The following is a 25271-nucleotide window of genomic DNA, read 5'->3' as shown; positions in this document are numbered from 1 at the left end:
GGTTATTGGATGACTTAATTCAATCAAAACATCAAATTAGAAATTATCAGAAACCTTTAAAAACGTGCATTATGAATAATTATAGAGAATTAAAAATATGGAACGACTCAGTAGAACTATCTGTTGAAATTTACGAAAAAGTGAAAGTTTTTCCGAAGCAGGAACTTTACGGACTTTCAGATCAAATTAAAAGATCGGCAGTTTCAATTCCAAGCAATATTGCTGAAGGTGCAGGAAGAAACAGTCAACTTGAATTTAACCGATTTTTAAGTATTGCCAGCGGTTCTGCCGCCGAATTAAATACACAATTAATTATCGCTAATAAATTGAAATTCTTTTTGGATGCGGATTTTGAAGCACTACAGCTAAAATTGGAAGTATTGCATAAAATGATTTATAAGCTTAAAAGAGCAGTTCAAAAATCAATTGATGACGAAAAGTCGAAAAAGAAATAAACTTTATTCCAAAACCACGCACCAAACCAAACACCAAAAACTAAGAACCAAAAACTAAGAACTAAAAACTCTCTCATATGAACGCATACATAGTTTCAGCATACAGAACAGCAGTTGGAAAAGCCCCAAGAGGCGTATTCCGCTTCAAGCGACCTGATGAATTAGGCGCGGCCGTAATTAAGAAAATTTTGAGCGACCATCCAGATTTGGATGTTACGCGAATTGATGATGTAATAGTAGGAAACGCAACCCCCGAAGCCGAGCAAGGTCTAAACATGGGCCGAATGATTTCGCTTATGGGTCTTGACACAGAAAAAGTGCCGGGCGTTACCGTAAATAGGTATTGTTCATCGGGTATAGAAACGATTGCTATCGCTTCCGCGAAAATACACTCTGGCATGGCCGATTGTATTATTGCCGGTGGTGTTGAGTGCATGTCGCCTATCCCTTTTGGAGGTTGGCGCCTGGTGCCAAATGCTGCTGTAGCCAAAAAAGATCCAGATTGGTATTGGGGCATGGGCCTTACCGCAGAGGCTGTAGCCAATGAGTACAAAGTTTCACGTGAAGATCAGGATGCCTTTGCAATGCAATCAAATCATCGCGCTGTGGCAGCAATTGATGCTGGTCGGTTTAAGGAAGATATCGTTCCGATAGAAGTTGAAGAAGTTTTTCTGAAAGACGACAAACGCCAAACGCGCACATACACTGTTGACACTGATGAGGGGCCACGTCGCGGAACAAATATGGAAGCACTCGCTAGATTGCGTCCTGTTTTTGACACAAAAGGTAGCGTTACAGCTGGAAATGCTTCGCAAACATCTGATGGCGCCGCGTTTACGATGATCGTTTCAGAAAAATTTCTGAAAGAGCACAACCTTACTCCTATCGCTCAGCTAAAAAGCTACCATGTAGCAGCTTTAGAGCCGCGCATTATGGGTGTTGGGCCAATTTATGCCATTCCAGAAGCAATTAAAAAAGCTGGATTGAAACAGAGTGACATAGAGCTATTTGAGCTAAACGAAGCATTTGCATCACAATCACTTGCTGTAATACGAGAACTGGGCTTAGACCCAGAAATTGTAAACGTAAATGGTGGAGCCATTGCACTTGGTCACCCACTGGGCTGCACAGGAGCAAAACTAAGTGTACAACTCTTTAACGAAATGCGCCGTAGAAAGAACAAATATGGAATTGTAACCATGTGTGTTGGAACGGGGCAAGGAGCTGCTGGAGTTTTTGAGCTACTGAATTAATTGGTTTTTGGTGATTAGTTTTTGGTTTTTGGACACTCTAACTTGACCAAAGATTAAAATCATCAGCAAAAGTTATGATGTAAGGAATTAATTAACAACCCATTTGATAATAAAAATAAGCATTGATTAGGAATATCTTACATGAATAGACTGAAATCAGTCTGCATCATGTCTAAAAACTAATCACCAAGAACTAAAAACTAAGATAACATGGAAACAACAACTGATAAGAAAAAATCAATGCGCGGAGGTGAATTTCTCATTCGCGAAACAAGCCCATCCGACATATTCATTCCCGAAGAGTGGAGTGAAGAACATAAAATGATAGCCCAAACATGCTACGACTTTTTGGAGACTGAAATTGTTCCAAATCTGGACAGAATGGACAGCATGGAAGAAGGGTTTATGCAAAACGCGCTTGACAAAGCCGGGGAGCTGGGTCTATTGGGAATAAGTATTCCAGAAGAGTACGGCGGACTGGGTCTTGACTTTAAGTCGAGTATGCTTGCTGCAGATGCACTCGGCGCAGGGCATTCGTTTTCAGTTGCTTATGGTGCGCATACAGGAATTGGAACACTTCCTATTCTCTATTACGGAAACGAAGAGCAAAAGAAAAAATACATCCCAAAACTGGCTACAGGCGAGTGGAAAGCAAGCTACGCTCTTACCGAGCCAAGCGCAGGATCTGATGCTAACTCTGGTAAAACCAAGGCTATTCTTACTGCCGATGGAAAGCACTACGTAATTAACGGTCAGAAAATGTGGATTACCAACGCTGGTTTTGCACATGTATTCATCGTTTTCGCCAAAATTGACGATGATGAAAACCTAAGCGCATTTATCGTTGATGGCGATATAGATGGTATTCAACTAAATCCCGAAGAGAAAAAAATGGGGATTAAAGGGAGCTCTACCCGCCAGGTATTTTTCAACGATGTAAAAGTGCCGGTAGAAAACCTGCTTTACGAGCGTGGAAAAGGATTTAAAATAGCTTTGAACATACTCAACATCGGACGGATTAAATTGGCAGCCGGCGTTCTTGGTGGTTCCAAAGATATTATCAACCACAGCATTAAATACGCCAACGAGCGCCATCAATTTGGTCGCCAAATTTCGAAATATGGAGCCATTCGCTTTAAGCTAGCCGAACAGGCAATGCGCACGTATGTGCTCGAATCTGCAACCTATCGTGCAGCGCAAGACATTCAAAACGCCATTGATAGGCGAATTGACGAAGGTATGGACAAAGGCGATGCAATCCTTCAGGGAATCGAAGCCTTTGCAGCCGAATGTGCTATGATGAAGGTTTTCGGATCGGAAGTGCTTGATTATGTGGCCGACGAAGGTGTACAGATTTATGGTGGAATGGGCTATAGTGCCGAAACACGTGTAGAGCGTGCTTACCGCGATGCTCGTATAAACCGTATTTTTGAAGGAACGAACGAAATTAATCGAATGCTCACCGTTGATTTGCTTTTGAAAAAAGCGATGAAAGGCGAGCTTGACCTTATGGGCCCGGCAATGAAGGTAGCCCAGGAATTGACATCTATTCCCGAGTTTGGAAATGGTGATGACGGTGCATTTGCAGCAGAGAAAAAGGTTGTAGAAAACTTTAAGAAAGTTGTTTTGATGGTGGCAGGATCTGCCGCACAAAAGCTAATCCAAACCCTGTCTAAAGAGCAGGAAATATTGATGAATATTGCCGACCTGGCCATTTGGACTTATGTAAGCGAAAGCACTTTGCTACGTACACAAAAAATAGTTGAGATGAAAGGCGAAGCTGCTGCGAAAGATCAAATCGCCATGACAAAATTATGGCTTTATGACACCGCAGACCGTATGAACAAAGCGGCAAAAGATGCGATAAACTCATTCGTTGAGGGAGATGAGAAACGAATGATGCTGATGGGTCTAAAACGCTTTACTAAAAACGATGGTGAAAACGTGAAAGAATTGCGTCAGCAAATTGCTCAAACGCTGATTGAAGAAGGAAAATTTCCTTATTAAATAGATAGTTGAATAGTGAATAACCCCGCATCTTGCGGGGTTATTTGTTTTGTAATATGATTCTCGGATTAGGTTACAATATTCCTAAGTGTTCGTCACATCGAGATCTGCTTCAATAAAAAATTGAAAAACGGATATGATGACGTTAAATCTTAGAAAACTGCTCCGCTGGGTAATCTACCCCTGAGGCCATTAATTTCAAGTAAATATTGATAACCGCTGCTTTAAAATGTTCAGTCTATAATTTATAGATGTTTTCCGCAGGGTAGATACCGCTGCGGAGCGCACACGACTAAAATGCTGTATATCAACACTTGATACAATACGTCAATGATAGACTCTATTAAGAAAGCCGGAACCGCATGAAACCCTAACAAGTTCTTCATAATTCATAACAAAAACCCTCTGCGGCCATTGCATAAAATCTTTGTGCCCTTTGCGGTTGAAGAAAAACCAAATAGGCCAGAGAAAAACCTACCTCACCAACTCAAAAGCTTGTTTAGCAATCTCCAATTCCTCATTGGTAGGAATAACCAATATCTTAACTTTCGAAGCCGCAGCATTAATTTCCCGCATCACTTTAGAATCAGATTCATTCTTATCATCATCCAAATCAATCCCAAAAAAATCCATATCGGCACAAACCAATCTACGCATCATCTTCGAATTCTCACCAATCCCAGCAGTAAAAACAATAGCATCCAATCCATTCATAGCAGCAACATACGAACCAATATATTTTTGAATCCGATAAGCATTCATCGCTAAAGCGAGCTGACAATGAGCATTTCCTTTTTCGGCTTCAGCCTGAATATCCCTCAAATCCATATGACCCGTAAGCCCCAGCATTCCACTTTGTCTGGTGAGCAGATTGTTAACTTCATCAGCACTGTAACCCAAATTATTGATTAAAAAGAAAATAACACCGTGATCGATATCTCCGGCTCTGGTTCCCATTATCAAACCCGGAGAGGGCGAAAATCCCATACTATGGTCTACACTTTTGCCATCCATCACCGCAGTGATACTGCAACCATTGCCCAAATGAATAGAAATAATTTTTGATGTTTTAAGTCCTAAATATTCAATCGCTTTCGCGGAAACATACTGGTGACTCGTTCCATGAAAACCATATACCTGAACACCATGCTTCTCATAAAACTCGTTTGGAATCGCATATTTTTTTGCCTTTTCAGGGATAGTATGATGAAAAGCAGTATCAAAAACCGCAACTTGTTTTGCATTAGGAAAAAGCTTTTCGGCCACCAAAACACCTTCCAGATTATGCGGATTGTGCAAAGGCGCCAAAGCAGAATATTCCGCAATATTTTGCTTTACTTCTGGAGTGATCAAGATGGTCTCTGAAAATAACTTACCTCCGTGAACAACCCGATGGCCCACCACGGCAATTTCATCTTTATTCGCTATAACTCCTTTTTCAGGATCAAGCAATAATTCTACAATTTTACGAAGTCCTTCGCTATGCGATTCTATATGATCTATTTGCCGAAAGGCTACCCCACTTCTTGTTTTATAGTTTAGAATGGCATCGGCATGACCAATCCGCTCTACCAATCCACTACAAATCAAAACTTCAGAAGGCATTTCGATTAACTGGAATTTCACAGAAGAACTTCCGGAATTGATTACCAATATATTCATAGGTCTATTGTAATTTAAATGCCCTGCGCCTGAATAGCAGTAATGATCACTGTGTTAAAAATATCGTCGATGGTACAGCCACGGCTTAAATCGTTAACCGGTTTGTTCAAGCCTTGAATGACAGGTCCAATCGCCATTGCCTTGGTCTCTCTTTGCACTGCTTTGTAAGTGTTATTCCCTGTGTTCAAATCCGGGAAAATAAAGACATTGGCTTGACCGGCAACCTCTGAATCGGGAAGCTTTAATTTACCGACTGTTATATCAACCGCTGCATCGTATTGGATTGGCCCTTCCACTTTTAGATCGGGTCTTTTCTGCTTTACGATTGCTGTTGCCTTTCTCACCTTTTCTACCTCCTCTCCCACACCCGAAGTACCAGAAGAATAGGATAGCATAGCGATTTTAGGACTAATCCCAAAAGCCAAACTGGTGGCTGCAGACGAAATCGCAATTTCTGCCAATTGCTCGGCTGTGGGACTGGGATTGATCGCACAATCTCCATATACCGTAACGCGATCTTCCAAAAGCATAAAAAACACCGAAGAGACAATCGACGTATCCGGCTTAGTCTTAATAACTTGCAGGGCAGGCCGAATCGTATGCTGGGTAGTATGTATGGCACCCGAAACCATCCCATCAGCATCCCCATTATTTACCATCATGGTGCCGAAATAAGAAACATCTTCCATCAAATCCTTAGCCATCGCAAGATTCACATCCTTGTGTTTCCGAAGCTCATAGAGGTTTTTTGAATACGCTTCAAACTGGACAGATTCAATAGGGTTTATAATGTTAACCGTGTTGATATCCAGCCCAATATCAAGCATGATTACTTTCTCTTCTATTTGTTTTCTGTCGCCAAGCAATGTGATTTTCACTACATCCAGATCAACCAAATGTTTTGTGGCTCTTAAAATGCGCTCATCCAGTCCTTCCGGCAAAACAATATGCTTTTTGTGCGCTCTGGCTTTCTTCAATAGATTGTACTGAAACATCCTGGGCGTAATTCCATTTGATTTAAATGTAATAAGTCTTTCCACCAGAGCATCCACTTTTACATACTTTTCAAAATCCTGAATAGAAGTAGTTATCTTTTCTGTGTTCTCAGCGTAGATCTGTGATTTTATGGCTCCAATACTATTCGTTACCGTAAATGTTCCTTCTTTTGCCGAAATGATCGGAACAATATTTGGAAGCCCTTCAATGAGTTTGATAATTGAATTTTCAGGGCGTAGACCCGCTGTAAGCACAATGCCTGATATAGTTGGATAGTTGTCTGACATATTTGCCTGCAACACTCCCACAATTAAATCGGCTCTGTCGCCCGGCGTAATTACCAAATCATTTTCTTTCAGAAAAAGCAGATAATTGTGCAGTTGCATGGCGCCCACACTAAAATTACCCACTTGATTATTGATAAATTCCGCTCCGAAAAGGACTTCGGCATTTAGAATTTCCACAATTTCTTTAACGGACGGATTCGCCAAAACAGGATTCAATGGAATAGCGCTTACAATGACTTCTGAAGGCAAGTATTTTTCCAATTCAGAAACCACAAGCTCCAGATTTTCGGGCTGTACCTTATTCGCGATCACAGACAAAACCTCAACACCTTTGTCTTTAAAAGTATCAAAAGCCATTTGTAAGTTGCCCACAAGTTCTTCCAATGTTTTGCCAATACCACTGGCTAAAATTATTGCCGGAACACCCAGATTTTTGGCGATCAATACATTAATATCAAATTCTATAATGGAACCTTCGCCGGTAAAACTGGTGCCTTCTACCAAAATAAAATCAAACCGCTCTTCAAGTGCCTTATACTTTTCAATAATCTTACCGATTATCTCATCGTCTTTGTTCTCATTCTTCTTTCGAATCACCTCGCTCCGGGTGAAAACATAAGCATCCTCAAACTTCAAGTCCAGGTTGAAATAAGTTGAGACGGTATTGATATGGTTATCGATTTTTCCGGGCTTAAAGTCATCAACAATCGGTCTGAAATAGCCAACTCGTGCCGCCTTTCCCAATAGCGATTGCATTAACCCCAAAGAGATAATAGACTTACCGCTATTCGGCTCAGTCGTGGCGATGTAAATGGCTTTGTTGGTTTCTTTATCTGTCATAGCAGGTATTTGGGGCGAAGTTATGGTTTTGCCAATTAGGAATTACGAATGGTGAATTAAGAATTCGCAAGTGACTGTTCTTAATTATTCCTTCCTAATTAACCCACTATTCCGGAAGAAATCATGGAAGTAAAAGGATTTGGCGGGAGTAAGGCAAGAAGGTTGGGGTAGAGATTTTGAGGATTCTTGGGACGCTTTGAGAGGGAATGAGATTCCGGCAAACTTCACTTTTGAAGCTTTTTCAAATTTTCAATATCCTCTTCCAGCTCTTTTAGGCTTTCTTCTTTTTCAGTTGATTTTAGCTGCTCCTTAAATGTTTCATATTCTGTTCCCGATTTTTCCAAAGCCATTTTATGAGATACTTTACCTGCGTGGGTTAGCAATTCTCTTCCATTGAGTTGTAAAATAGCATCTAGCCTATCAGCCCAATCTCTCATATACATTGGAGTCTTTTGCTGTGCCATGGCTCGGCAAATGCGAGATATTGCTCTACCAATAAACCCAATAGTTTCATCTCATCTTCGCCTAAATAATTTTTAGTAATGCTCACCTCAGCTTTTTTGATAGAAGCTGCCTGCTTTTTATCATAAGAGAGCATTCCCATTAAAGGTAGTTGCGCATCTGCACGCCTATACACTAATTCTGCTGCGGTTTGTTGGCTAATTGCCCAAAGCAATTTGTTTTGTACTATTTTAAAAAATGCAATCGTTTTTTCATTCGTTGGGTCGTAGTCAATACTGGTGGTATAAATCTCTTTTATTTTCTGGTAAAAGAACTTTTCAGATAGGCGTATTTCGCGAATACGGCCTTGCAGTTCATTAAAATAGTTCATCGAACTACCCGACTTAAAACGGTCATCATTCAGCGCAAAACCTTTGACAATGTATTCTTTTAGTCGTTGGGTAGCCCAAATACGAAATTGCGTTCCTTGTTGGGATTTTACTCTATAGCCTACTGAAATCACCACATCTAAGTTATAGTGATTGGTAGCATAATTTTTGCCATCAGCGGCAGTTGTTCGGAATTCCCGAACAACTGAACTTTCTTTTAATTCACCTTCTTCAAACACATTTTTAATGTGCTCGCTAACAGTGGCTTTCGATTTTTGAAATAGCTCACAAAGCTGTGCTTGAGTCAACCAAACAGTTTCTTCATCTAAGCGAACATCTATTTTGATGTTGCCGTCTTGGTTTTGGTAGATAAGAATGTCGCTGGTATTCATGGTTGTAAATTATTGTTTTGCTCTGATTTTTTTGACAAAAGTAGGCCGCGTTAATTCTCTCTTCAAAAATACAAAGAAGGGTTGACAAAGTTGGCTTGCCGATGAAAAGGATTGAATTCTTGCTTAGTGCTCTATTTCTCTTTCAACCGTACTTGAACCTTCGGTTTGAACTGTTCGGAAGTTCCAACTAATTCGATCTGCTTCAAGTTCTTTTTCTATAAAAAAGTTCTTAACATGTTCCTGCGTTTTCTCTGGAATAGCACCATGTTGAGTGGTTGTCCGGAATTTCCGGACAACCATATTTTCTTTCAGTTCTCCCTCTTTAAACATATTTCTGATATGCTCTGAAATGGGGCGTTTGTCTTTTCCGAACAATTGCCCCAGTTGTACCTGAATCAGCCAAACAGTTTCTTCATCTAAAACAACATCTAATTTGCCTTATTTTGATTCCACCTCATCACTCACTTATTGCAGTAAACTAATCGCCTACCTCAAAGTAAATTTGATCGGCATCGTATATTGAACATTTACCAGGCGATTTTGAGCCATCCCCGGAGTCCAACGCGGCATCGACTGCAATACACGTAGTGCTTCAGCGTCGAGATCGGGTGAGACAGACTTAGCCACAGCAAAATTCTTAGCGTTACCTTCTTTATCAACCTCAAAACTGATATAAACAGTCCCTCCAATCCCGTTTCTCTTGGCTGCTTTAGGATATTCCATATTTCTCGTTAAGTAACGCATCATTTTCTCCAAACCTCCTGGGTATTCAGGAAACCTGTTGACAATCGCATCCGATGCGACTTCCGAGCCATCTGCATTCCAATATTGGCCTTCTATTAAAATTCCGGATTCATATTCTTCCAGGCCACTTCTCACTCCATTCTCATGGAAATATTCCCAGGTACTGTCTTTTAAACTTTCCCGCATATAAAATCGGGCAATCTCTTTCATTTCCATGAGACTGTTCCAAATACTGTCGCGCTCCAGGTCTGTGTCGTCACTCAGGAACTTTCCATGCTCCATCAGGTTTCCATTGTCGTACCAATTATTCCAAAAGCCTTCCCGAACATTCTGATCATAGCGGCCTTCTGTCGTCAATGTGCCATTTTCTGCAAAATAACGATATTCCCCATGCTTCACGCTCAAATCTGCGTCAGCGCAGGTTCCACTCATTTGCAAATCTCCTTCCGGAAAATAATCCCGCACTTGCCAGATGCTATCATTTTCTTGCCAGGAATACCTTTCATAAGCTGCTAACTCGCGCCCAACCGGCTTTTCAATCTGATTAATCCAGGTGATGGTGGTGTCTTGGGCGATGGCGCTTGCTGATAGGAGAAAAAAGAGGAATATGGAAATGGTATGTTTTATCATGGGAGTAGTTTGATGGAACAAGATAAACAACTCTTCGTTTAAAAAATAAAGACTGAACCTTTATCACGAACATCACCGCTCATAAAATGAATCTTTAATTTTATACGACTCAACCATTTTCGTGGTCAGGCGATAACTAACTCCCACCTCAGCCATGAGGCCGCTTGCAGCAGAGTGGTTCATAAACATGTAACGCATACCAAAACTAAAGCTTAGGTAATGGGCTACAAAGCTAGGGCGACCATAGAGTGCGTTGACTGATAATTTATCTTTGCCAAGTTGCAGCGGATAATGAGCTATCAGACCCGGACTGAATCCGCGGAATTGAATCCATTCCGAATCATCGTCTTCCTTGCGTTCTGTAATATTCTGGATAGCATAATTCAAATCTACCTGCAACGAAAACGGATTGAACCATCTACCCGCGGTAATTCCAATAAATAATGTGCCAGGATTCTCATACTGCTCGAGGGTGCTCTTCACGTCGTATTGTGCCTTTCGTTTATTGCCATAAAAATTCATATTCATTCCATAAAACATCTTGTTTTCACCCGTCGCCGCAAGCAGCAACTTCATTCCGCCACCCGTGTTGAGATAATCTGCAGGACTACCAATAAAGGTATTTACCATGCCACCGATGACCATATCTAACCTGGCTTCAGACAATTCAATAAATTCGAAATCATCCATTTCGAGTTTTTGTAAGTACATCGGTGAATTGTACAAAGGGTCTTGTGGCCGGATGATATATTCCGGAAATTGCATCTGCATAAAGTAAAGTGACTGCTTTGCAATACCCCGGGTCATCTGCGGCTTAAAGCGCGGCAGGTCATCGGTCCGCGAAAAAAGACTGTCCCTGATGGCTCGATTCAGAATTCCGTTTACCGATTCAAGCCGCGCTACACCTGAATCACTCACAAAATATATCATTTCCACATCCACACCTTTCAGTAATTGTCGCTGCTCGGGTGTAAATTCAATGTCGTAATACCGCAGCGCTAATCGCTCTATTCCGCCTAAGGGCTCAGGGGGAGATGAAGTGGTATCTGTTTGTGCAAAAGCAAATCCCGTAAAGGCAAAAAACAAGATGGTAAAATATATCTTTGACATAGCAGTAATTAGGCATGGCTAAAATACAAAGGTTAACGGATTTTTTCGGGTGTGTTAATCAGATATTGGCAAGCTCTGGGTATTTTTTTTTACAAGATAGGAAAGTTAGCAGGTGCAACTGGAGGCTGTGGAGGTTTTGACAGCATTCTTGCCCTTTTCGATTTTCTATTAAAAACGCATTCTCTCAAAATTAAAGTACAAAGACTTACTTCCATTGTTTCGCCATTTCAACTCTTCTACCGATAGCGTGCTGATTTCTCTGTGAAGCATCCGGTGACAATTGCTGCATACAAGTGCCAAATCATCAAGACTTGTTTTCTTTTCTGCCTCTAAATCGGCCAGAGGAATACGGTGGTGACATTCAATGTATCCCTTTCCAAGCTCCAAATAGAATTTCTCAAAATCAAAAGTACAGGCTTCACATTCGAGTTTTCCAAATTGGTTATAAAACGTGTCTTTCTTTCGTTGATTAATCTTAGAATTGCGTTCGCGAAGTTTATGCAATTTATAAATCACCTGACCCTCCCAAACTTCTATTGGGTCAAATTCTTCGGCTTGAGGAATCTCATAAAGGGCGAAATTGCGATCATCATCTTGAGTGGCCAATCGTATTTGTTCAGCTAATCGATGAAGACGTGCTTTGTCTGTGATAAATTCATCAAAGACTTTCTTGTCAAGTTTGCTAAAGCTCTGCATGCCTTTCCCATGATAATATGGATCTATTGCTAAAAAATTACTGAGCTTAAGACTCACCCCATTGGGATTCCTGAACTTCACTTCATCCGGACGGGTATCGTGAATCGGCAATCGATTTAGATTTTTGGATACCTCAATAATACGCGGATTGGAATGATTGATCTGCCCAGGTTCTAATTGAAAATATAGATCCAAAGCAAGAATTATTTCATCCCGATGCCATTTAGGGTTTCTCATGTGGTGGTGAAAGATAGGAATTCAAGTAAGACGGCAAAGTTCAAGGAAGCAACTCATTTTAAGCTAATCATCATTAAGGAGAGGTAAGTGCCCACGCATATGATGATTGTTATTGAAATGAAATAGACAAGCGATGGAAAAGCCTAATTATTAGAACACTGTGAATGCAACGAAGCGAAAATTGGTGACATGATAATTTTATCTGTGATTTACTCTAATATCTCCAATATTCCCACATAAGTATCCAAAGCTCCAACTTTCACAATATCACCTACTGATTTTCCAATTAATGCAACTCCCATTGAAGATTTTATATTGATTTTTTGAATCCCGCTTACTTTCTCTAATGTTGAAACTGTTTGGTCAACTAACTGAACTTTCAATATTTTGTTATCATTCAAGTATTTGACTTTTACTTTACTATTTAAACCTATGATTTCTTTGAATAATTCAGTTTGAGTTGTTTCATTTCCACGTTTTGAATTTATTCGGAATTCAAGATTTTCCATGGCATCAGTAACAATCCTGGCTTGGTCATTCTCCTTTATGACTATATCATCAGTAAAAGCAAAACCAGTTCTATGATTATCCTCAAAAAGCGATGGCTGGCTATGTTCAATGCTTTGAATGAATTCAACTAGTTTACGGGTTTCTCGTTTCGGATTTCTCCACCAATTTGTACTCCAAATTCTATGAAAGACAAAACCATGTCCTTCAAGAATCTTTTGGCGATGTCGGTCATGTAAATAAGCTTCTTGACTGGAGTGGTATGCAGCTCCATCACATTCTATGGCAATTCTGGGTAAACCAATTCGTTTTGTGTCATAAACTAAATCAATTCTAAAACCAGCAAATTGAAGCTGTGGTATTATTTTGTCTTGATCAAAATGCTCTTTTAGCGCTTCATAAACTTCTTCTTCAAATGGTGATTCCAGATCAGCATTGAAATTGTCAATAGCCGTCTTATTAGTTGAGTTTTCGGCAAGTGCGTTCAATACCGAAATTCTGGTCTCATTATCTTGGTCACTTACTGCTTTGGCATAGGCTAAATAGGCATAGAAAGCACCTCTCCTATTATTAGAACCCTCTGTAATTAAGTGTTCTTTGTAGTTTAGAAACACCTCTTGCGGAATAGATGAGCAAACATATATTTTGTATTTTGCTCTGGTAATTATTACGTTTAATAATTTATACCCTTTTTGGTGATTAATTGAACCGAACCGCTGCGCGAACTTACCTTCGTTATTAATCCCGTATGTTGTAGAAAGAATAATAACGTCTCTTTCATCGCCTTGAATATTCTCCAAATTCTTTATAAAGAATCCATTCTCTTCCAGCTCAACGATTTTATCATTAAAGTCTTTATAATGTTCTAACTTTCTTCTATCATTTATTTTTCCTAAAATTAAGTTTCGTTGATTTATGTTGAATGTGGCAACCCCAACTGTTGGGTAATTTCCATCCGAAAATCTTGCAATATTGTTCTCAAGAATTGAAAGAACCGTTTCTGCTTCAGAATCATTCGAAGTGTTTGTATAGGTTCCATTAACAGGAATATATTTTATTGGAACATATTCAAAGCTATTGGGCAAAGGCTTTAACCGTTGATTATAAAAGGCGTAATTTGAATAGTCTATCAGGTAAGGATGTCGCGAACGATAATGGAAATCTAAATGCTTTTTTTCAAAACCAAGTTCAGACGCAAAATCAAGAAGTGACTCACAGTCCAGTAAAGAAGTGCTTAAATCGTTTCGAATTCTATCTACCTCATCTTCGAATTCATCTTCATCATCTATAGTACCATCAAAGATTTTGCTAAAATAATTGGAAGGCGGCATTTGATGTTCGTCTCCGGCTATTACTATTTGTTTCCCCTTTAATAGCGCTGGCAAATTATCTTCTAACTTCAATTGACTTGCCTCATCAAACATTACAATATCGAAATATTGATTTTGTCCTTTGAAAAGATTACTTGCAACATCCGGTGTTGTAAGAATAACAGGAAAGAAAGTAGTGAATAAATCCAAATCCATCTTCACAATTTCTCGTAACGAAAGCCTTTTATGGTTTGTACTTGCCCGCTTATTATAGAGATTCTCAACAGCCAAATTCGGATTATCGAGATAAAACTCCCGTGTGGCATCAATTTGTTCCGAAAACCAATGGCCCCTTATGTATCTTATTTGTTCTTTTTCAAGTTCTGATAAAGACTTACCCAATTCTAAGTGGTCATTATCACTTGTGGGCAAATCCATATTAGCTGAATTCACGAGCATTGAATTTAAATAGAATAGCAAAAATGTTTTTCTCCAATCCAATTTTTCAACTAATTGATCGATAATCAATTTATTTTCAGACGAAATGCTATTATAATACTGAAACCATTTGAACTCAATCGAAAAGAGGTCGTTTTCGTTTCCAAAGAATCTTTCTTTTTGGTTGATAATCTCTTGAATACTTTCAATATAATAATTCAGATCATCACCTCTAAGATCTGGACAACTCCAATCATCTTCAACTATGCGGCGTAATAAGCCATGAACCATTTTTATAATAAAAATTAATGTGTCGGTTTCAAATTGTTTCCTATCAACCCTAAGCACATTTAACTCGCTAAATTCATTTGAAATTTTAGCCTGAAAGTTATTCTTTATGTCCTTAAGAACTTTCTGATGGTCTAAAAGACTTAATTTCTTATTACTGATGGTATCTACATATGAAATCTGTACTAAGTCTTTACAGGAATTAGATTGTTCTAAATATTTGGCAAACAAACTATTTACCTGCAATTGGTCTTGAATTGCTAATTTTCTTTTCCTTGAAAAGATGGATACCGCTTTGAAGAAAAGACTACTCGTTTTTTCTTCATCATAAAAATCATCAGATGATTCATATTTTGAAAATATTTCAAATAAGAGACCAGATATTTTATCAATTTCAGACACCTGCTTATTTAGCTGTTCAATTCGAATACAATAAAATTCTTGCTCGTAGCTTTCGCTTAGCTTCCTAATACTCTCAAGTTCATTTTTATAAAACGAAAAATCTTCCTCAATTTTACGTTCAATAATAAAAGGATTGTCACCTATTAAATTTGAAGGCTCTAAAAACGATAGTTCCTGAAATGGCTTATAATCGTTATACAAATTTTGACCCTGTCTAATCATTTCAAGTAAACCATTAAGTTCAGCCGATTGATAAGAAAAGCTCTCCCTACTTAAATCCAAATTATAATCTTCAGAATTATCTTTTAACTCAAGAAGTAAGGAACCTACAATATCTGTCCAATTTTTATTCCCAATAAGCTTCTCATCCAACTTTTGGTGCCTCCTGTTTATTGCATCAATGAGAGTTTTCGATTTCTCAATTATATTATCGAGCGTCTCTTTAGAATAAGCATATCCGGATCTGCGATAGGAAAAATTATCAACTCTTTCTCTGACTGAATTAACCGCTTGTCTCCTATCTTTTACAATATCCTTGATTAAAATGGATTGATCACCAAGCCCCTTCTCATTCAATGCATTGAATAAAACTTCCAAAGCGGTACGCTTCTCGCAAACTACTATGGTCTTCCTATGATTCTCAAGAGCGTTAACCAAAATAGCCGTTAAAGACTGGCTTTTGCCTGTTCCGGGAGGCCCCTGAATAAGAATATTCCTCGAGGTTTTTAAAGAATGTAAAATGCCTTGTTGAGATGGGTCAGTTTCCACCGATGAAATAGGTTGAAAAGAATGTTCGTCCATATCCTCAAGGTTAATTGTTGCCCCTTGAAGCTCAAGTAGATTTCCATAATCGTGAATAATATTTTGTTTCTGCACTTCGAAAATGGAAAATAGCCCTCCGAAATCTATGAATGAATTATTTGAAGTTAATGGTAGCTTTTCATAATGATTTTTATCAGCTATTGGCTTGATCTTATTTAATTTTTGGGCAAAGGTTTCTCGTAGGTCGCTCGGCGAAGTGCTATTTATTGATTCAATAATATTTACACAAATATCCAAGAGTTCATCCCTGTCAATTAATCCATCATCCAAATGTTCGCTCGAGATTTGTTCAATCCCAATTTTCGAATCATTATGTAAATGATTGATTAAAACCTCATTGATATATATCGGATCATCTTCACTTCGTTGAATTTCCCAAGTGTTAAATTCCCTTGTTCGTTTAATTCTTAAAGACCAGATTAAGATTGGAGCAACTGTTAGTTTATTATCTGATTCATCTCTGCGTATTAATATTGGAAAACCAAAACCAAACGTATTTAATCCCTTTTCTGATTCAATCGCATCAGTCTGATTGATTAGATTCTCAAAGGATTTTGTGATTTTCACTAATTGAGTTTGATCTTCTTCAAACAGCGAATTCAAATCAGGAACATTGTCTTTCCAACTTATTTTAAACTTTAAAGGTAATTCAGTCAGCAAAGAATTAATGAAATTCTTCGGGAGATTCTCGTCAATATGAGAAAGTCGTGTTAGATCAAATTTATATCTTGAACGACCCGGAATGGCATTTAAGTGAACACCTCTTCGGTTACCAATTTTGAGCCGGTTTTGTAACTCAATTAATAGCTTTTCGGTTATCTCCATATCTTTTATTTGCCAAAACCATTAAAAACTGGATCCCTTGTGAGTTTATGGTATTGCTACATGAGTAATATTTAAAACTTTCAAGAAATCCTAAATGCTGTTCACTCTATCTTTGGCTTTAGCGCGAAATTTACGATTTTTATAGAGTAATTGCACATAGCGTTAACCCTTTCAAGCCAACAACCTCTCCAATTTCCCCTTCCACTTCTCCCAGTCCTTCATCTCTTTTGTTTGCAAATCGATAAACCTTTGAGTATGGTCGCGGTGAATTAAATGACATAACTCATGGATAATCACATATTCGATACATCCTTTAGGAGCTTTAATCAATTCAGGATTTAATATAATTTTTCCCTTTGGAGTACAACTACCCCAACGAGTTGCCATTTCTCTTAATACAATTGAGCTCGGCTCAACATTATATTTCTTGAATTTTTCAATTAGAGGCTGGGCGGTCGAATGAAATTTAGACCTGGCGCGTTCCAAATACCAGCTCTTAATCAAGTCTTTAACTCTTGATTTATTACGCGCTTTTACTTCAATAAATTTTCCTTTAAGCTTTATTGATTCCTGATCACTTTCATCTACTTTAAGAATGTACTGCCTGCCCAAATACAAATGCGTTTCTCCCGAGATATATTTACGATCAGTTGCCTTCGGATGAAATGTCAGAAAGAAGCTTTGCTGCTTTAAAATCCAAGCTGCTTTCTTTTGGAGCTTTTCTTTTATTTTGGGCATCGTACTATCATTCGGGGCCTTAACCAGCACATCCATTTCAGGTGTAACGGTAATTCCAAGCGTCTTTCGATCGGTGTATTCTACCCTAAACTCAATCTGTTTAGATCCGAATTGAATATTAGCTGATATCACTTGTATCTTAATTTAGCAACCTCAATACAATTATTTGCAATCTCATCCATTTCACCAAAACTTAATGAAATGTGATATTTGTCTCTAACTTCATCAATGAGATAATCTCCAATCTCAATTTGCAGTTTTCCGGTAATGCTGGATTTTTGCTGCCAGTCAACAATTGCTTTGCCTTTATCAAGTACAGCATTTATTATTAGATCATCAATTTCAAGCGCAGAATGCAAAGCAATTTCGGTGCTCAAGTTTATATTTTCTATCTTATCCGTTAGCGCCTCAAGAGTCAACCCATAGAATGCCTTGGCCACATCTCTATCTTTCAAAGCTTCAGGAATATCACTGTCGGTTCTGGCCAGCACATTTTCCATAATATCTTGGACTTTACGTAAATACTGAGCTTCATTTATCCGCTTCGTCTCGTATTCGGAAATTGCATCCTTTAGCATCTGCGAGAATTTTTTATAAAAAGCAGGATCTTCATCCATCTTTTCAGAGATGTGTTTAGCGGTTCTGCTGGCAATCTTATCCGCCTTGGCAGCTTTGCCGGTTGTATTCTCAACTTCCTCCTGAAACTTATCTTTATCAAAAATATTTACCAGCTCAGTAATCACTTCCACTTTCTCACTGGTGACGTGCGTATCGATCAGCTTTTGAATTTGCCCTTCATATTGCTTGTAATCTACAGCATCAGAGTACCGCTCAACTACTGACATTCTTAATTTCATAAACATCGCCAAGTCTTCCTTGTATCGATCGATGACCTTTTCCTCTGTTTCTTTGTGAAACAACATTGATGAAAGTGCCAACTTCAATCCTTTGGCAAATGCAGCCAATTTATCATAGAACACTGCACGTATCGCTTCATCTTTAAGCAAAACCTGATATGCCTCAGCGTCTCGCTTGTTTGCCACGGTTTTGAAAATATCCCATAGTTCAGAATGCTTTTGCGGAAGCTTCTTGATTTCTTCAGCAATGTTGGTCAGCGTACCTTCCAAATCTTCCTCATCAAAATCTTCAAAAGATGAATACATCAAGAGAGCATCATCCAAGTTTTCAATAACTCCATAGTAATCTACGATATAGCCAAATTCCTTGTCAGGATATATCCTGTTAACCCGAGCAATAGCTTGCAGTAGCTTATGATTTCGAAGATTTCTTGTTAGGTATAGAACAGTGTTTTTAGGTTCATCAAAGCCCGTAAGGAGCTTATCTACAACGATGATTATCTCAGGATCCTTTTGGTTTTTAAATCGACTGATTATGTTTTTCTCGTATAATTTCTGGTTCCCATGTTCATCCATCATTCGCTTCCAAAAGCGATTTTCCTTTTCTGATGATTTCTCATAAGCACTGTCCTCACCTTCACGGTCATCAATAGATGAAATCAACACCTCGCTTGATACAATACCAATCTCGTCCAGAAACTGCTTGTAGCGAATTGCATTCACTTTCTTATCGCATACAAGTTGTGCTTTAAATGGAGTTTTGCCTTGCCAGTTATCTCTAAAATGTAAACTGATATTCCAGGCAATGGCATAAATCTTTTGCTCTGCACTATTGAGCTGATCAGCGCGGCTAAATTTTTTCTTGAAATCTGCTTTTTGGTAAACTGTTAATGGCTCCGAAACCATTTCAAAAAAAGTATCTAAAGGACTGGCATTAACTGTTTGCTTTGCCAACCTGCCTTCATACAACAAGGGAACCACGGCTTTGTCTTTTACCGCCTGATCTACCGTATAATCATCAATAATACCTCCAAACTTTGCTGCAGTACTCTTATCCTTTTTGAAAAGCGGTGTACCTGTGAGTGCAATAAAACAAGCGTTGGGTAATGTCTTTTGCATTTCAATATTAAAGGTACCGGCTTGAGATCTGTGCCCCTCATCTACCAACACAAATATATCGTGACTCTGAAGCGGTTTTTTAATCTTTTTAACCGCAGCTACGAATTTGTTGATAACGGTAGTAACCACCGCATCGCTTTTGCTTTCAAGCAGCTCAACCAAACGTTGCCCGGTAGAAGCATTCTCAACAAACATCCCGCATTTACGAAACGTGCCGGTAATTTGGCGATCCAAATCTGTTCTATCTGTTACAAGAATAATTTTAGGATTGCGAATATTCTTATCCATCGCAATGGCTTGAGCAAGCATAACCATTGTGAGAGATTTCCCACTTCCCTGCGTATGCCAAATCACTCCGCCCTTGCGCCTGCCTCCTTCTATATGCTGAATGCGTTTCATTGATTTCTTAACGGCAAAATACTGCTGGTATCTGGCTATTTTCTTATCCCCATTATCAAACAGAATGAAGTTATGCATGATATCCATGAGACGCTCGGGACGACATAAACCAAAAAGGTATTCGTCTTGAACCGTTGTTAGAATATCCTCGGTTTCTAATGCATTAAAATAGGACTTAACATAGCGGAAGCGATCTGAAAACAGTTTTGATTTCTGATCGGTAGTTAAGGGACTATTCTTTAACTCATGGAGCGTCTCCTTGTATTGCTCTTCGTCCTGCTTCGATTCAAACTTTTCTTTCCACTTCGACCAAAACTTTTCTGGTGTGGCATTGGTAGCATAAGCCGCTTCTTGGGTTGCAATGCTCAAAGTAAGTTGCGAATAAATATATAATCCCCGGATGCCATCTTCCTGCTGGTTGCGCAAATGCTGACTGATAGCCTGTTTTAGCGGCTCTTTCATATCTGGGCGTTTGCATTCTATTATTGTAATTGGAATACCATTAATAAACAAAACCAAATCAGGTCGGTAATGGTCTTTGCTGGTGCTGCGCATTACGCTGTATTCTTCGGTAACATGAAATACATTGTTTCCCATGTTTTCCCAGTCAATGTAGCGCAAGTTGAAACTCTTTTTGTCACCATCAATACTTTGCTCCAACGCCTTGCCCAAGGTGAGTAGATTATACGCCGTTTCGCAAGCATTTATATAGCCATCATTCATCAAAATCTCTTTCAAGACCATAATGCCACGATCAATATTATCATTCGAAAAGAAGCTGGTTTTCTTTGCGCTTACTTTTATGCTGTTGATTTCCGTGAGCTGCTTACGTAAAACATCTTCCAAAATAACCTGGGTCGTTTTTCCACCGCGCATCTGCAAAGCCTCATCGGGTGTGAGATATTGATACCCCAATTTTTGCAACATTTGCAATGCCGGTATTTGGCTTATGTGGTCTTCTTTAAAACTGGGTGTGTCCATACATTCTTTAATTTCTTTATTTCATGTATAGAAAAGTGGCATTCTCTATACATATCACGCTTGGCATGTATAGATTCCGGTGCTTTTCTATACATGTTAGGTTGTTCATGCGCAGTTTTTGCGCACTTTTTACACACGACAGGTTTGTCATAGGTAAAAAACGGAATAATTTACCCATGAGAGAGTCCTCGTGGGTAGGTTTTATCCATTTATGCACCTGACTATAATTTGTTGACATGCTGCAAAAGGTTAAATAAATCTGTGTTGATATAATAATTGTCCTTCCAAATCTTTTGCTTGAATACGATTCCGAGTTTATCCAGTTCGTCCAGATACTTGGCAGCCGTTTTTCTGCTCACGCCGGTATCTTGCATAACAAAATCAATCTTGGTGTATGGATGTCGGAATAGGTTGTTAAGGAGATCCTGACTGTATATTTTAGGTAGCTCTGTTCGGATTCTTTCCTTGTGGCTTTTCATCAAGTTTTTAATTCCTTCAATGATTTTAATGGTTTGCAATGCGGTTTCCTCTACACCGTCGAGGATAAACAAAATCCATTCTTCCCAGGCATTTTCAGTACGCACTTTTTGAAGCAAACGGTAATAGTCAGCTTTATTCCGATTGATATACCGGCTTAAATAAAGGATAGGCAAGTTCAACAAGCCTTCTTTTACCAGATAAAGAATATTTATTATCCTACCCGTACGCCCATTGCCGTCATAAAAAGGGTGAATACTTTCAAACTGATGATGGAGAACTGCCATCTTTACCAATGGATCCCAATCCGTTAAATCGTCGTTATTTATAAAGCTCTCCAGATTTACCATGTGCGCCACTACTTCATCATACGTTTGAGGTGGGGTGTAAACTACTTCTCCAGTTTGCTCATTTTTCAAATCCGTCCCCGGCACTTTCCGAAATCCAGCCTTCGTTTCTTCTAAAACGGCCTGTATGTCGGTAATATGATTGTTGCTCAAGAAACCTAATTTTTTCACGGTTTGAAAACCCCATCGCAAGGCGGCAGCATAATTATGCACTTCCTTACTGGCAAGACTTGTAAAATCCTGTGCCATAAAATCAGACTTAAAAAGCTCATCGTGGGTGGTGATAATATTCTCAATGGCCGAACTATCCTTCGCCTCTTGCAGCGAAAGCGAACTAATAAGAATATCTTCATTGGGAATACTCAACGCCGCACCCTTCATCTCTGCCAAAGCACTTCGCGCAACTGCTGTTTTCTTCATGATGGCTTTGGTTTCTATATCGAAATCAAAAGGGAGTTGTGGGATTTTGTATGGCATATTTTTAATTTTTCATTATAGAAAAAACGAACTGAAACAATACTCTTTGAAACTTGGAGATCCCATTAAACTATTGATTTCGTATTGTTTTTACCAACTACTTTTTTTGCTTCATTCAATGCTTCTATTGCTCTATTCGTGAATGATATGTAATCATCATCCTTTTTGAATTCAGCAACACCACAAGACACGGTAACTATATGTTTTTTTCCATTTACTGCGAATAGATTTTTGTGAATTAGATCCCTTTTTCGATCTGCGGCTTGCAATGCTTGGCTTAAACTTGTATAACAAGCAACTACGAGAAACTCATCCCCAGTAAAATATCTGAATGTTTCATCGGTAACTCTTTTGTCATTTCGAAGAAGTTCACCAACTTTCCTGATAATCTGATCAGCGGAATTGTGACCCATTTCCGTGTTAAATTTTTTAAAGTTATCAATGTCCAACAAAATAATAGACATTGATTCATCTTTCGTTCTGAACTCATCGATCTTTTGATTTAAATATGCCTTTATTACATGTTTATTCTTTAATCCCGTAAGTTCATCAGTATGATATTTTTTTAAAATTTTGCTTATTTTGTTTCTAAAAACACTGCTAACAATGATTATTGTTAATAAAGTGAAGGAGATTACTAATATTACAATCCAGTACAAAGAAATGACGTGTGTGCTTGACAGAAGATTATCAACAGCAGGAACCAAATTGGTGAAAACAAATATAAACAATATGATTACAAGCCACTTAACTATATCATAAATACCCTTAGACAATATGTCGTTCTTGAACTTTCTAATGGATTCAATAAAGTAGCTATTCATCCTTTCATTATTTATCATGTGGGGAATTTTTCTCCGAATTGCTGCCTCCAAATATATGAGGCTTTAATGTGATTATCTTGCAGGATAGCTTGTTCTGCCTCGCTAACTAAGAGATAAAAGGATTTTTTAAAATTGCTTACTTGGTTTCTATCCAATTTTGCTAAGAAATCATCACCGGGTGTTGCAGGATTTTTACAAACCACTTCCCACCAAAATTTGCTTTTAATAGACTTTGCAGTTTCGAAAAATGCAATATCATCTCTCTTATTAAACCTGTAATGGTTCGCCACCCATACGCTTAACGCTATACCACTTGGCATTTTTTTCTCCCTTTGATTTGCCCAAGCTTTAAAATATTTCACCAGCCGCAGCATCTGGCCATCAGTATCCTTTTCTTTCCGTTTCTTTTCAAACCAATCGCACAATTCTTTGGGGTCGCTTTGATGCCAGCCTTTCTTAGTGGCTATGAAGGGATGCTTGTCTTGCGGTATTTTGTAATACACAGGAAGATCAACATCAAAGGCCCCTTGATAAATGACACGGATACACTTCTCTCGATGCCCTACACCACCACGCGTGTGTCCATTTACTGCCTTCGATACATTTGCCTGCAAGCTCAAGGCCTTTATCTTAGGTTTCTCCAAAAAGTAAACGCCAACATCAACATCATAAGTACCATTTTTTTTAATGACCATTGTCCCCATTTTGAATGAGCCTTGAATATAAAATTTTGGCGTAAGAAAGTTGACATGCGCCTTAAAGTATTCACGAATACGCTTCTCCAATGCTCTTCGAGATATTATTAGCTTTCTTTTTTTAACAGGACTCAGGGATATCGCCCTTTCAAACTGTAAAAATTGATTGTGTGCGTTCCCCATTTATTTCTTCTTTTCTTTTTTGTGTGGTACAAATGGATGAAGCCACCTACCCGTAATTTTATACAACTCATAAAACACAAACCATTCATGCGTCCATGGAATAATTGTATTGTACAAATGGCAAGTTGAATTCCAAACTAAATCGGAGCTGTGATACAAGCACAATGAATTATCCGCAGGGTACATATGAATATCATCATTGTATACGATTATCGGATTAGTGACTGTAACTGTTGGTCGTATCGAAGGAATGTACCTAATCCGGTAGTCATATGTTATAGACTCTTCTGTTGGTTGAATGCTTCCATAACAGTACAATACACTATTTTGAATCTTGCATTCCAGAAATGAATAATTTGCGTTTAGCAATTTCATCTCCCGATGCGCAATCACTAATGGATTGATATATTTCTTTTTAAAAAAACTCATTGGCCTCCAAAATTTTTATGGGGCAAATGACCGACCCCGGTCTTTTCCTGAATTATGCCTTGATCATCAAGTTTAGCTTTACCAGTGAGAATCGAAGCAGCAATTAAAGACAATTTAGATTCTTGTTTATCAACATCCTTATCCTCGCCTTCCGGATAGTATGATCCCAAATGTTTCTTCCAGAGTTTACTCGCCTTTAATTGGTTTTTTTCTGAATCTATTGCTATATCCGCATCTTCAATAAGAGCTTGAAGAGATTCGAAAAAGTAATCTTTACTTCCGCCGAAATTCTCAAGCAAATCATCCTTAGGAGTCGTGGGCATCACGCATGACCAATCTGCTTTTAAGCTCGTCCTAATTTTCTTAAGCGTATCCCTAAGGCAAATATCGTCTCGATCATTATATACTATTTGCTGAGCTGCCAAAACTGTCATTGTCAATCCATTTGGCATCTTTTTAGATCGGTTATCACACCATGCCTTCAAATATCTTACAATTCTCACTAATTGACCATTCGCGTCTTTTACATCGTAAAACCAATCGCTAAACTCCTTTGGGTCACTCTTTGACCATTCATCATTTTTGACTGCTATATGCGGCTTTTCGTTGTCGTCAGTTTTACTACTCTTATAATAAACTGGTAAATCAATGTGGTAATCATTTACGTAAACAACTCTAATGCATCGCTGTCTGTGCTGTGGCTTTACCGATGTAACATCCTCAACAGCATCCCATACCCAACCTTGAAGCGCGGTTCCTGTTGCACTCGGCTTTGGGAAAAAATACACTCCGTTATCAAGATCACATGTGTCGTCCTTGGTGCGAATCATAGTACCTAAGGAGTACGATCCCTGCCCTCTGAAAAAAGGAATATAGTCACTATGATTTTTTTTGAAATAGTCTCTAATCTCATCTCTTAGATTATCACGAGATGTCATCAAGCTCTTTTTCTTAGTTGGCTTGATATTCAATTCTCGATTAAAGGTTTGAAAAAGGTTGTGGCAGTTTGACATA

The 25271-nt window shown here is 38.6% G+C and carries 17 protein-coding genes and 1 pseudogene; 3 read left to right on the top strand and 15 right to left on the bottom strand.

The genetic code is table 11. From position 1 onward, the window contains the following. The first annotated feature begins 71 nt into the window (after positions 1 to 71). The 3 genes from G3O08_RS13465 (at position 72) to G3O08_RS13455 (ending at position 3715) form a co-directional block, all read left to right on the top strand. Entirely contained in the window at positions 72 to 455 is a 384-nt protein-coding gene (locus G3O08_RS13465) for a four helix bundle protein (protein WP_163285903.1), read from the top strand. A 77-nt stretch (positions 456 to 532) separates the two neighbouring features. Further along, positions 533 to 1708 carry an acetyl-CoA C-acyltransferase gene (locus G3O08_RS13460; protein WP_163285902.1) on the top strand — a complete coding sequence of 392 codons (1176 nt, stop codon included), beginning with the start codon at positions 533 to 535 and terminating at the stop codon, positions 1706 to 1708. Positions 1709 to 1918: 210 nt separating this feature from the next. Beyond that, positions 1919 to 3715 carry an acyl-CoA dehydrogenase family protein gene (locus tag G3O08_RS13455; protein WP_163285901.1) on the top strand — a complete coding sequence of 599 codons (1797 nt, stop codon included), beginning with the start codon at positions 1919 to 1921 and terminating at the stop codon, positions 3713 to 3715. A 474-nt stretch (positions 3716 to 4189) separates the two neighbouring features. Here the strand turns inward: G3O08_RS13455 and G3O08_RS13450 are convergent, their stop codons facing one another. The 15 genes and pseudogenes from G3O08_RS13450 to G3O08_RS13380 form a co-directional block, all read right to left on the bottom strand. After that, positions 4190 to 5377: an acetate/propionate family kinase gene (locus G3O08_RS13450; protein ID WP_163285900.1), complete on the bottom strand. Its 1188-nt coding sequence runs from the start codon at positions 5375 to 5377 to the stop codon at positions 4190 to 4192. A 14-nt stretch (positions 5378 to 5391) separates the two neighbouring features. Next, positions 5392 to 7500, bottom strand: coding sequence for a phosphate acetyltransferase (gene pta, locus G3O08_RS13445; RefSeq protein ID WP_163285899.1), 2109 nt, complete (start codon positions 7498 to 7500; stop codon positions 5392 to 5394). 224 nt (positions 7501 to 7724) lie between these two features. Beyond that, positions 7725 to 8722 (bottom strand): annotated as a pseudogene (locus tag G3O08_RS13440) (virulence RhuM family protein). A 123-nt stretch (positions 8723 to 8845) separates the two neighbouring features. Then, complete coding sequence (locus G3O08_RS20915; RefSeq protein WP_204336879.1) at positions 8846 to 9097, bottom strand: hypothetical protein; 252 nt, start codon at positions 9095 to 9097, stop codon at positions 8846 to 8848. Positions 9098 to 9208: 111 nt separating this feature from the next. Continuing rightward, complete coding sequence (locus tag G3O08_RS13430; protein ID WP_163285898.1) at positions 9209 to 10096, bottom strand: energy transducer TonB; 888 nt, start codon at positions 10094 to 10096, stop codon at positions 9209 to 9211. A gap of 72 nt (positions 10097 to 10168) precedes the next feature. Continuing rightward, on the bottom strand, positions 10169 to 11206 hold the full coding sequence (locus G3O08_RS13425) for a hypothetical protein (RefSeq protein ID WP_163285897.1): 1038 nt from the start codon (positions 11204 to 11206) through the stop codon (positions 10169 to 10171). Positions 11207 to 11374: 168 nt separating this feature from the next. Further along, positions 11375 to 12139: an HNH endonuclease gene (locus G3O08_RS13420; protein ID WP_163285896.1), complete on the bottom strand. Its 765-nt coding sequence runs from the start codon at positions 12137 to 12139 to the stop codon at positions 11375 to 11377. 209 nt (positions 12140 to 12348) lie between these two features. After that, positions 12349 to 16731, bottom strand: a complete 4383-nt coding sequence (locus G3O08_RS13415) for an AAA domain-containing protein (RefSeq protein WP_163285895.1) — start codon at positions 16729 to 16731, stop codon at positions 12349 to 12351. A 171-nt stretch (positions 16732 to 16902) separates the two neighbouring features. Beyond that, positions 16903 to 17601: a M48 family metallopeptidase gene (locus tag G3O08_RS13410; protein ID WP_317164074.1), complete on the bottom strand. Its 699-nt coding sequence runs from the start codon at positions 17599 to 17601 to the stop codon at positions 16903 to 16905. After that, positions 17598 to 20825 (bottom strand): type I restriction endonuclease subunit R, encoded by a 3228-nt coding sequence (locus G3O08_RS13405; protein ID WP_163285894.1) that lies wholly within the window; start codon positions 20823 to 20825, stop codon positions 17598 to 17600. The genes G3O08_RS13410 and G3O08_RS13405 overlap by 4 nt, the downstream gene beginning before the upstream one ends. 221 nt (positions 20826 to 21046) lie before the next feature. Continuing rightward, a complete protein-coding gene (locus G3O08_RS13400; protein ID WP_163285893.1) occupies positions 21047 to 22126 on the bottom strand; it encodes a Fic family protein in 1080 nt (359 codons plus the stop codon). Positions 22127 to 22191: 65 nt separating this feature from the next. Beyond that, entirely contained in the window at positions 22192 to 23001 is an 810-nt protein-coding gene (locus G3O08_RS13395; RefSeq protein WP_239541222.1) for a GGDEF domain-containing protein, read from the bottom strand. Next, complete coding sequence (locus G3O08_RS13390) at positions 22965 to 23828, bottom strand: cyclic GMP-AMP synthase DncV-like nucleotidyltransferase (protein ID WP_163285892.1); 864 nt, start codon at positions 23826 to 23828, stop codon at positions 22965 to 22967. Before G3O08_RS13390 ends, G3O08_RS13395 begins: the two co-directional genes overlap by 37 nt. Continuing rightward, the gene (locus G3O08_RS13385) at positions 23829 to 24257 is read right to left on the bottom strand and encodes a hypothetical protein (protein ID WP_163285891.1); all 429 of its coding nucleotides are present in this window, start codon (positions 24255 to 24257) and stop codon (positions 23829 to 23831) included. Next, positions 24254 to 25270, bottom strand: a complete 1017-nt coding sequence (locus G3O08_RS13380) for a CBASS cGAMP synthase (protein WP_163285890.1) — start codon at positions 25268 to 25270, stop codon at positions 24254 to 24256. The genes G3O08_RS13385 and G3O08_RS13380 overlap by 4 nt, the downstream gene beginning before the upstream one ends. Between the last annotated feature and the right edge of the window lies 1 nt (position 25271).

The sequence above is a fragment of the Cryomorpha ignava genome, from assembly GCF_010686655.1.
Classification (GTDB): Bacteria; Bacteroidota; Bacteroidia; order Flavobacteriales_D; family Cryomorphaceae; genus Cryomorpha; species Cryomorpha ignava.
The sequence above is the reverse complement of the archived record's forward strand: the minus strand, read 5'-3'. Positions and strand labels throughout refer to the sequence as shown.

Coding starts and splice junctions, on each gene's coding strand:
- G3O08_RS13430 (WP_163285898.1), bottom strand. CDS start 10,096: ATGATAAAACATACCATTTCCATATTCCTCTTTTTTCTCCTATCAGCA.
- G3O08_RS13460 (WP_163285902.1), top strand. CDS start 533: ATGAACGCATACATAGTTTCAGCATACAGAACAGCAGTTGGAAAAGCC.
- G3O08_RS13380 (WP_163285890.1), bottom strand. CDS start 25,270: ATGTCAAACTGCCACAACCTTTTTCAAACCTTTAATCGAGAATTGAAT.
- G3O08_RS13455 (WP_163285901.1), top strand. CDS start 1,919: ATGGAAACAACAACTGATAAGAAAAAATCAATGCGCGGAGGTGAATTT.
- G3O08_RS13400 (WP_163285893.1), bottom strand. CDS start 22,126: ATGCCATACAAAATCCCACAACTCCCTTTTGATTTCGATATAGAAACC.
- G3O08_RS13450 (WP_163285900.1), bottom strand. CDS start 5,377: ATGAATATATTGGTAATCAATTCCGGAAGTTCTTCTGTGAAATTCCAG.
- G3O08_RS13420 (WP_163285896.1), bottom strand. CDS start 12,139: ATGAGAAACCCTAAATGGCATCGGGATGAAATAATTCTTGCTTTGGAT.
- G3O08_RS13425 (WP_163285897.1), bottom strand. CDS start 11,206: ATGTCAAAGATATATTTTACCATCTTGTTTTTTGCCTTTACGGGATTT.
- G3O08_RS13385 (WP_163285891.1), bottom strand. CDS start 24,257: ATGAGTTTTTTTAAAAAGAAATATATCAATCCATTAGTGATTGCGCAT.
- G3O08_RS13390 (WP_163285892.1), bottom strand. CDS start 23,828: ATGGGGAACGCACACAATCAATTTTTACAGTTTGAAAGGGCGATATCC.
- G3O08_RS13405 (WP_163285894.1), bottom strand. CDS start 20,825: ATGGACACACCCAGTTTTAAAGAAGACCACATAAGCCAAATACCGGCA.
- G3O08_RS13415 (WP_163285895.1), bottom strand. CDS start 16,731: ATGGAGATAACCGAAAAGCTATTAATTGAGTTACAAAACCGGCTCAAA.
- pta (WP_163285899.1), bottom strand. CDS start 7,500: ATGACAGATAAAGAAACCAACAAAGCCATTTACATCGCCACGACTGAG.
- G3O08_RS13465 (WP_163285903.1), top strand. CDS start 72: ATGAATAATTATAGAGAATTAAAAATATGGAACGACTCAGTAGAACTA.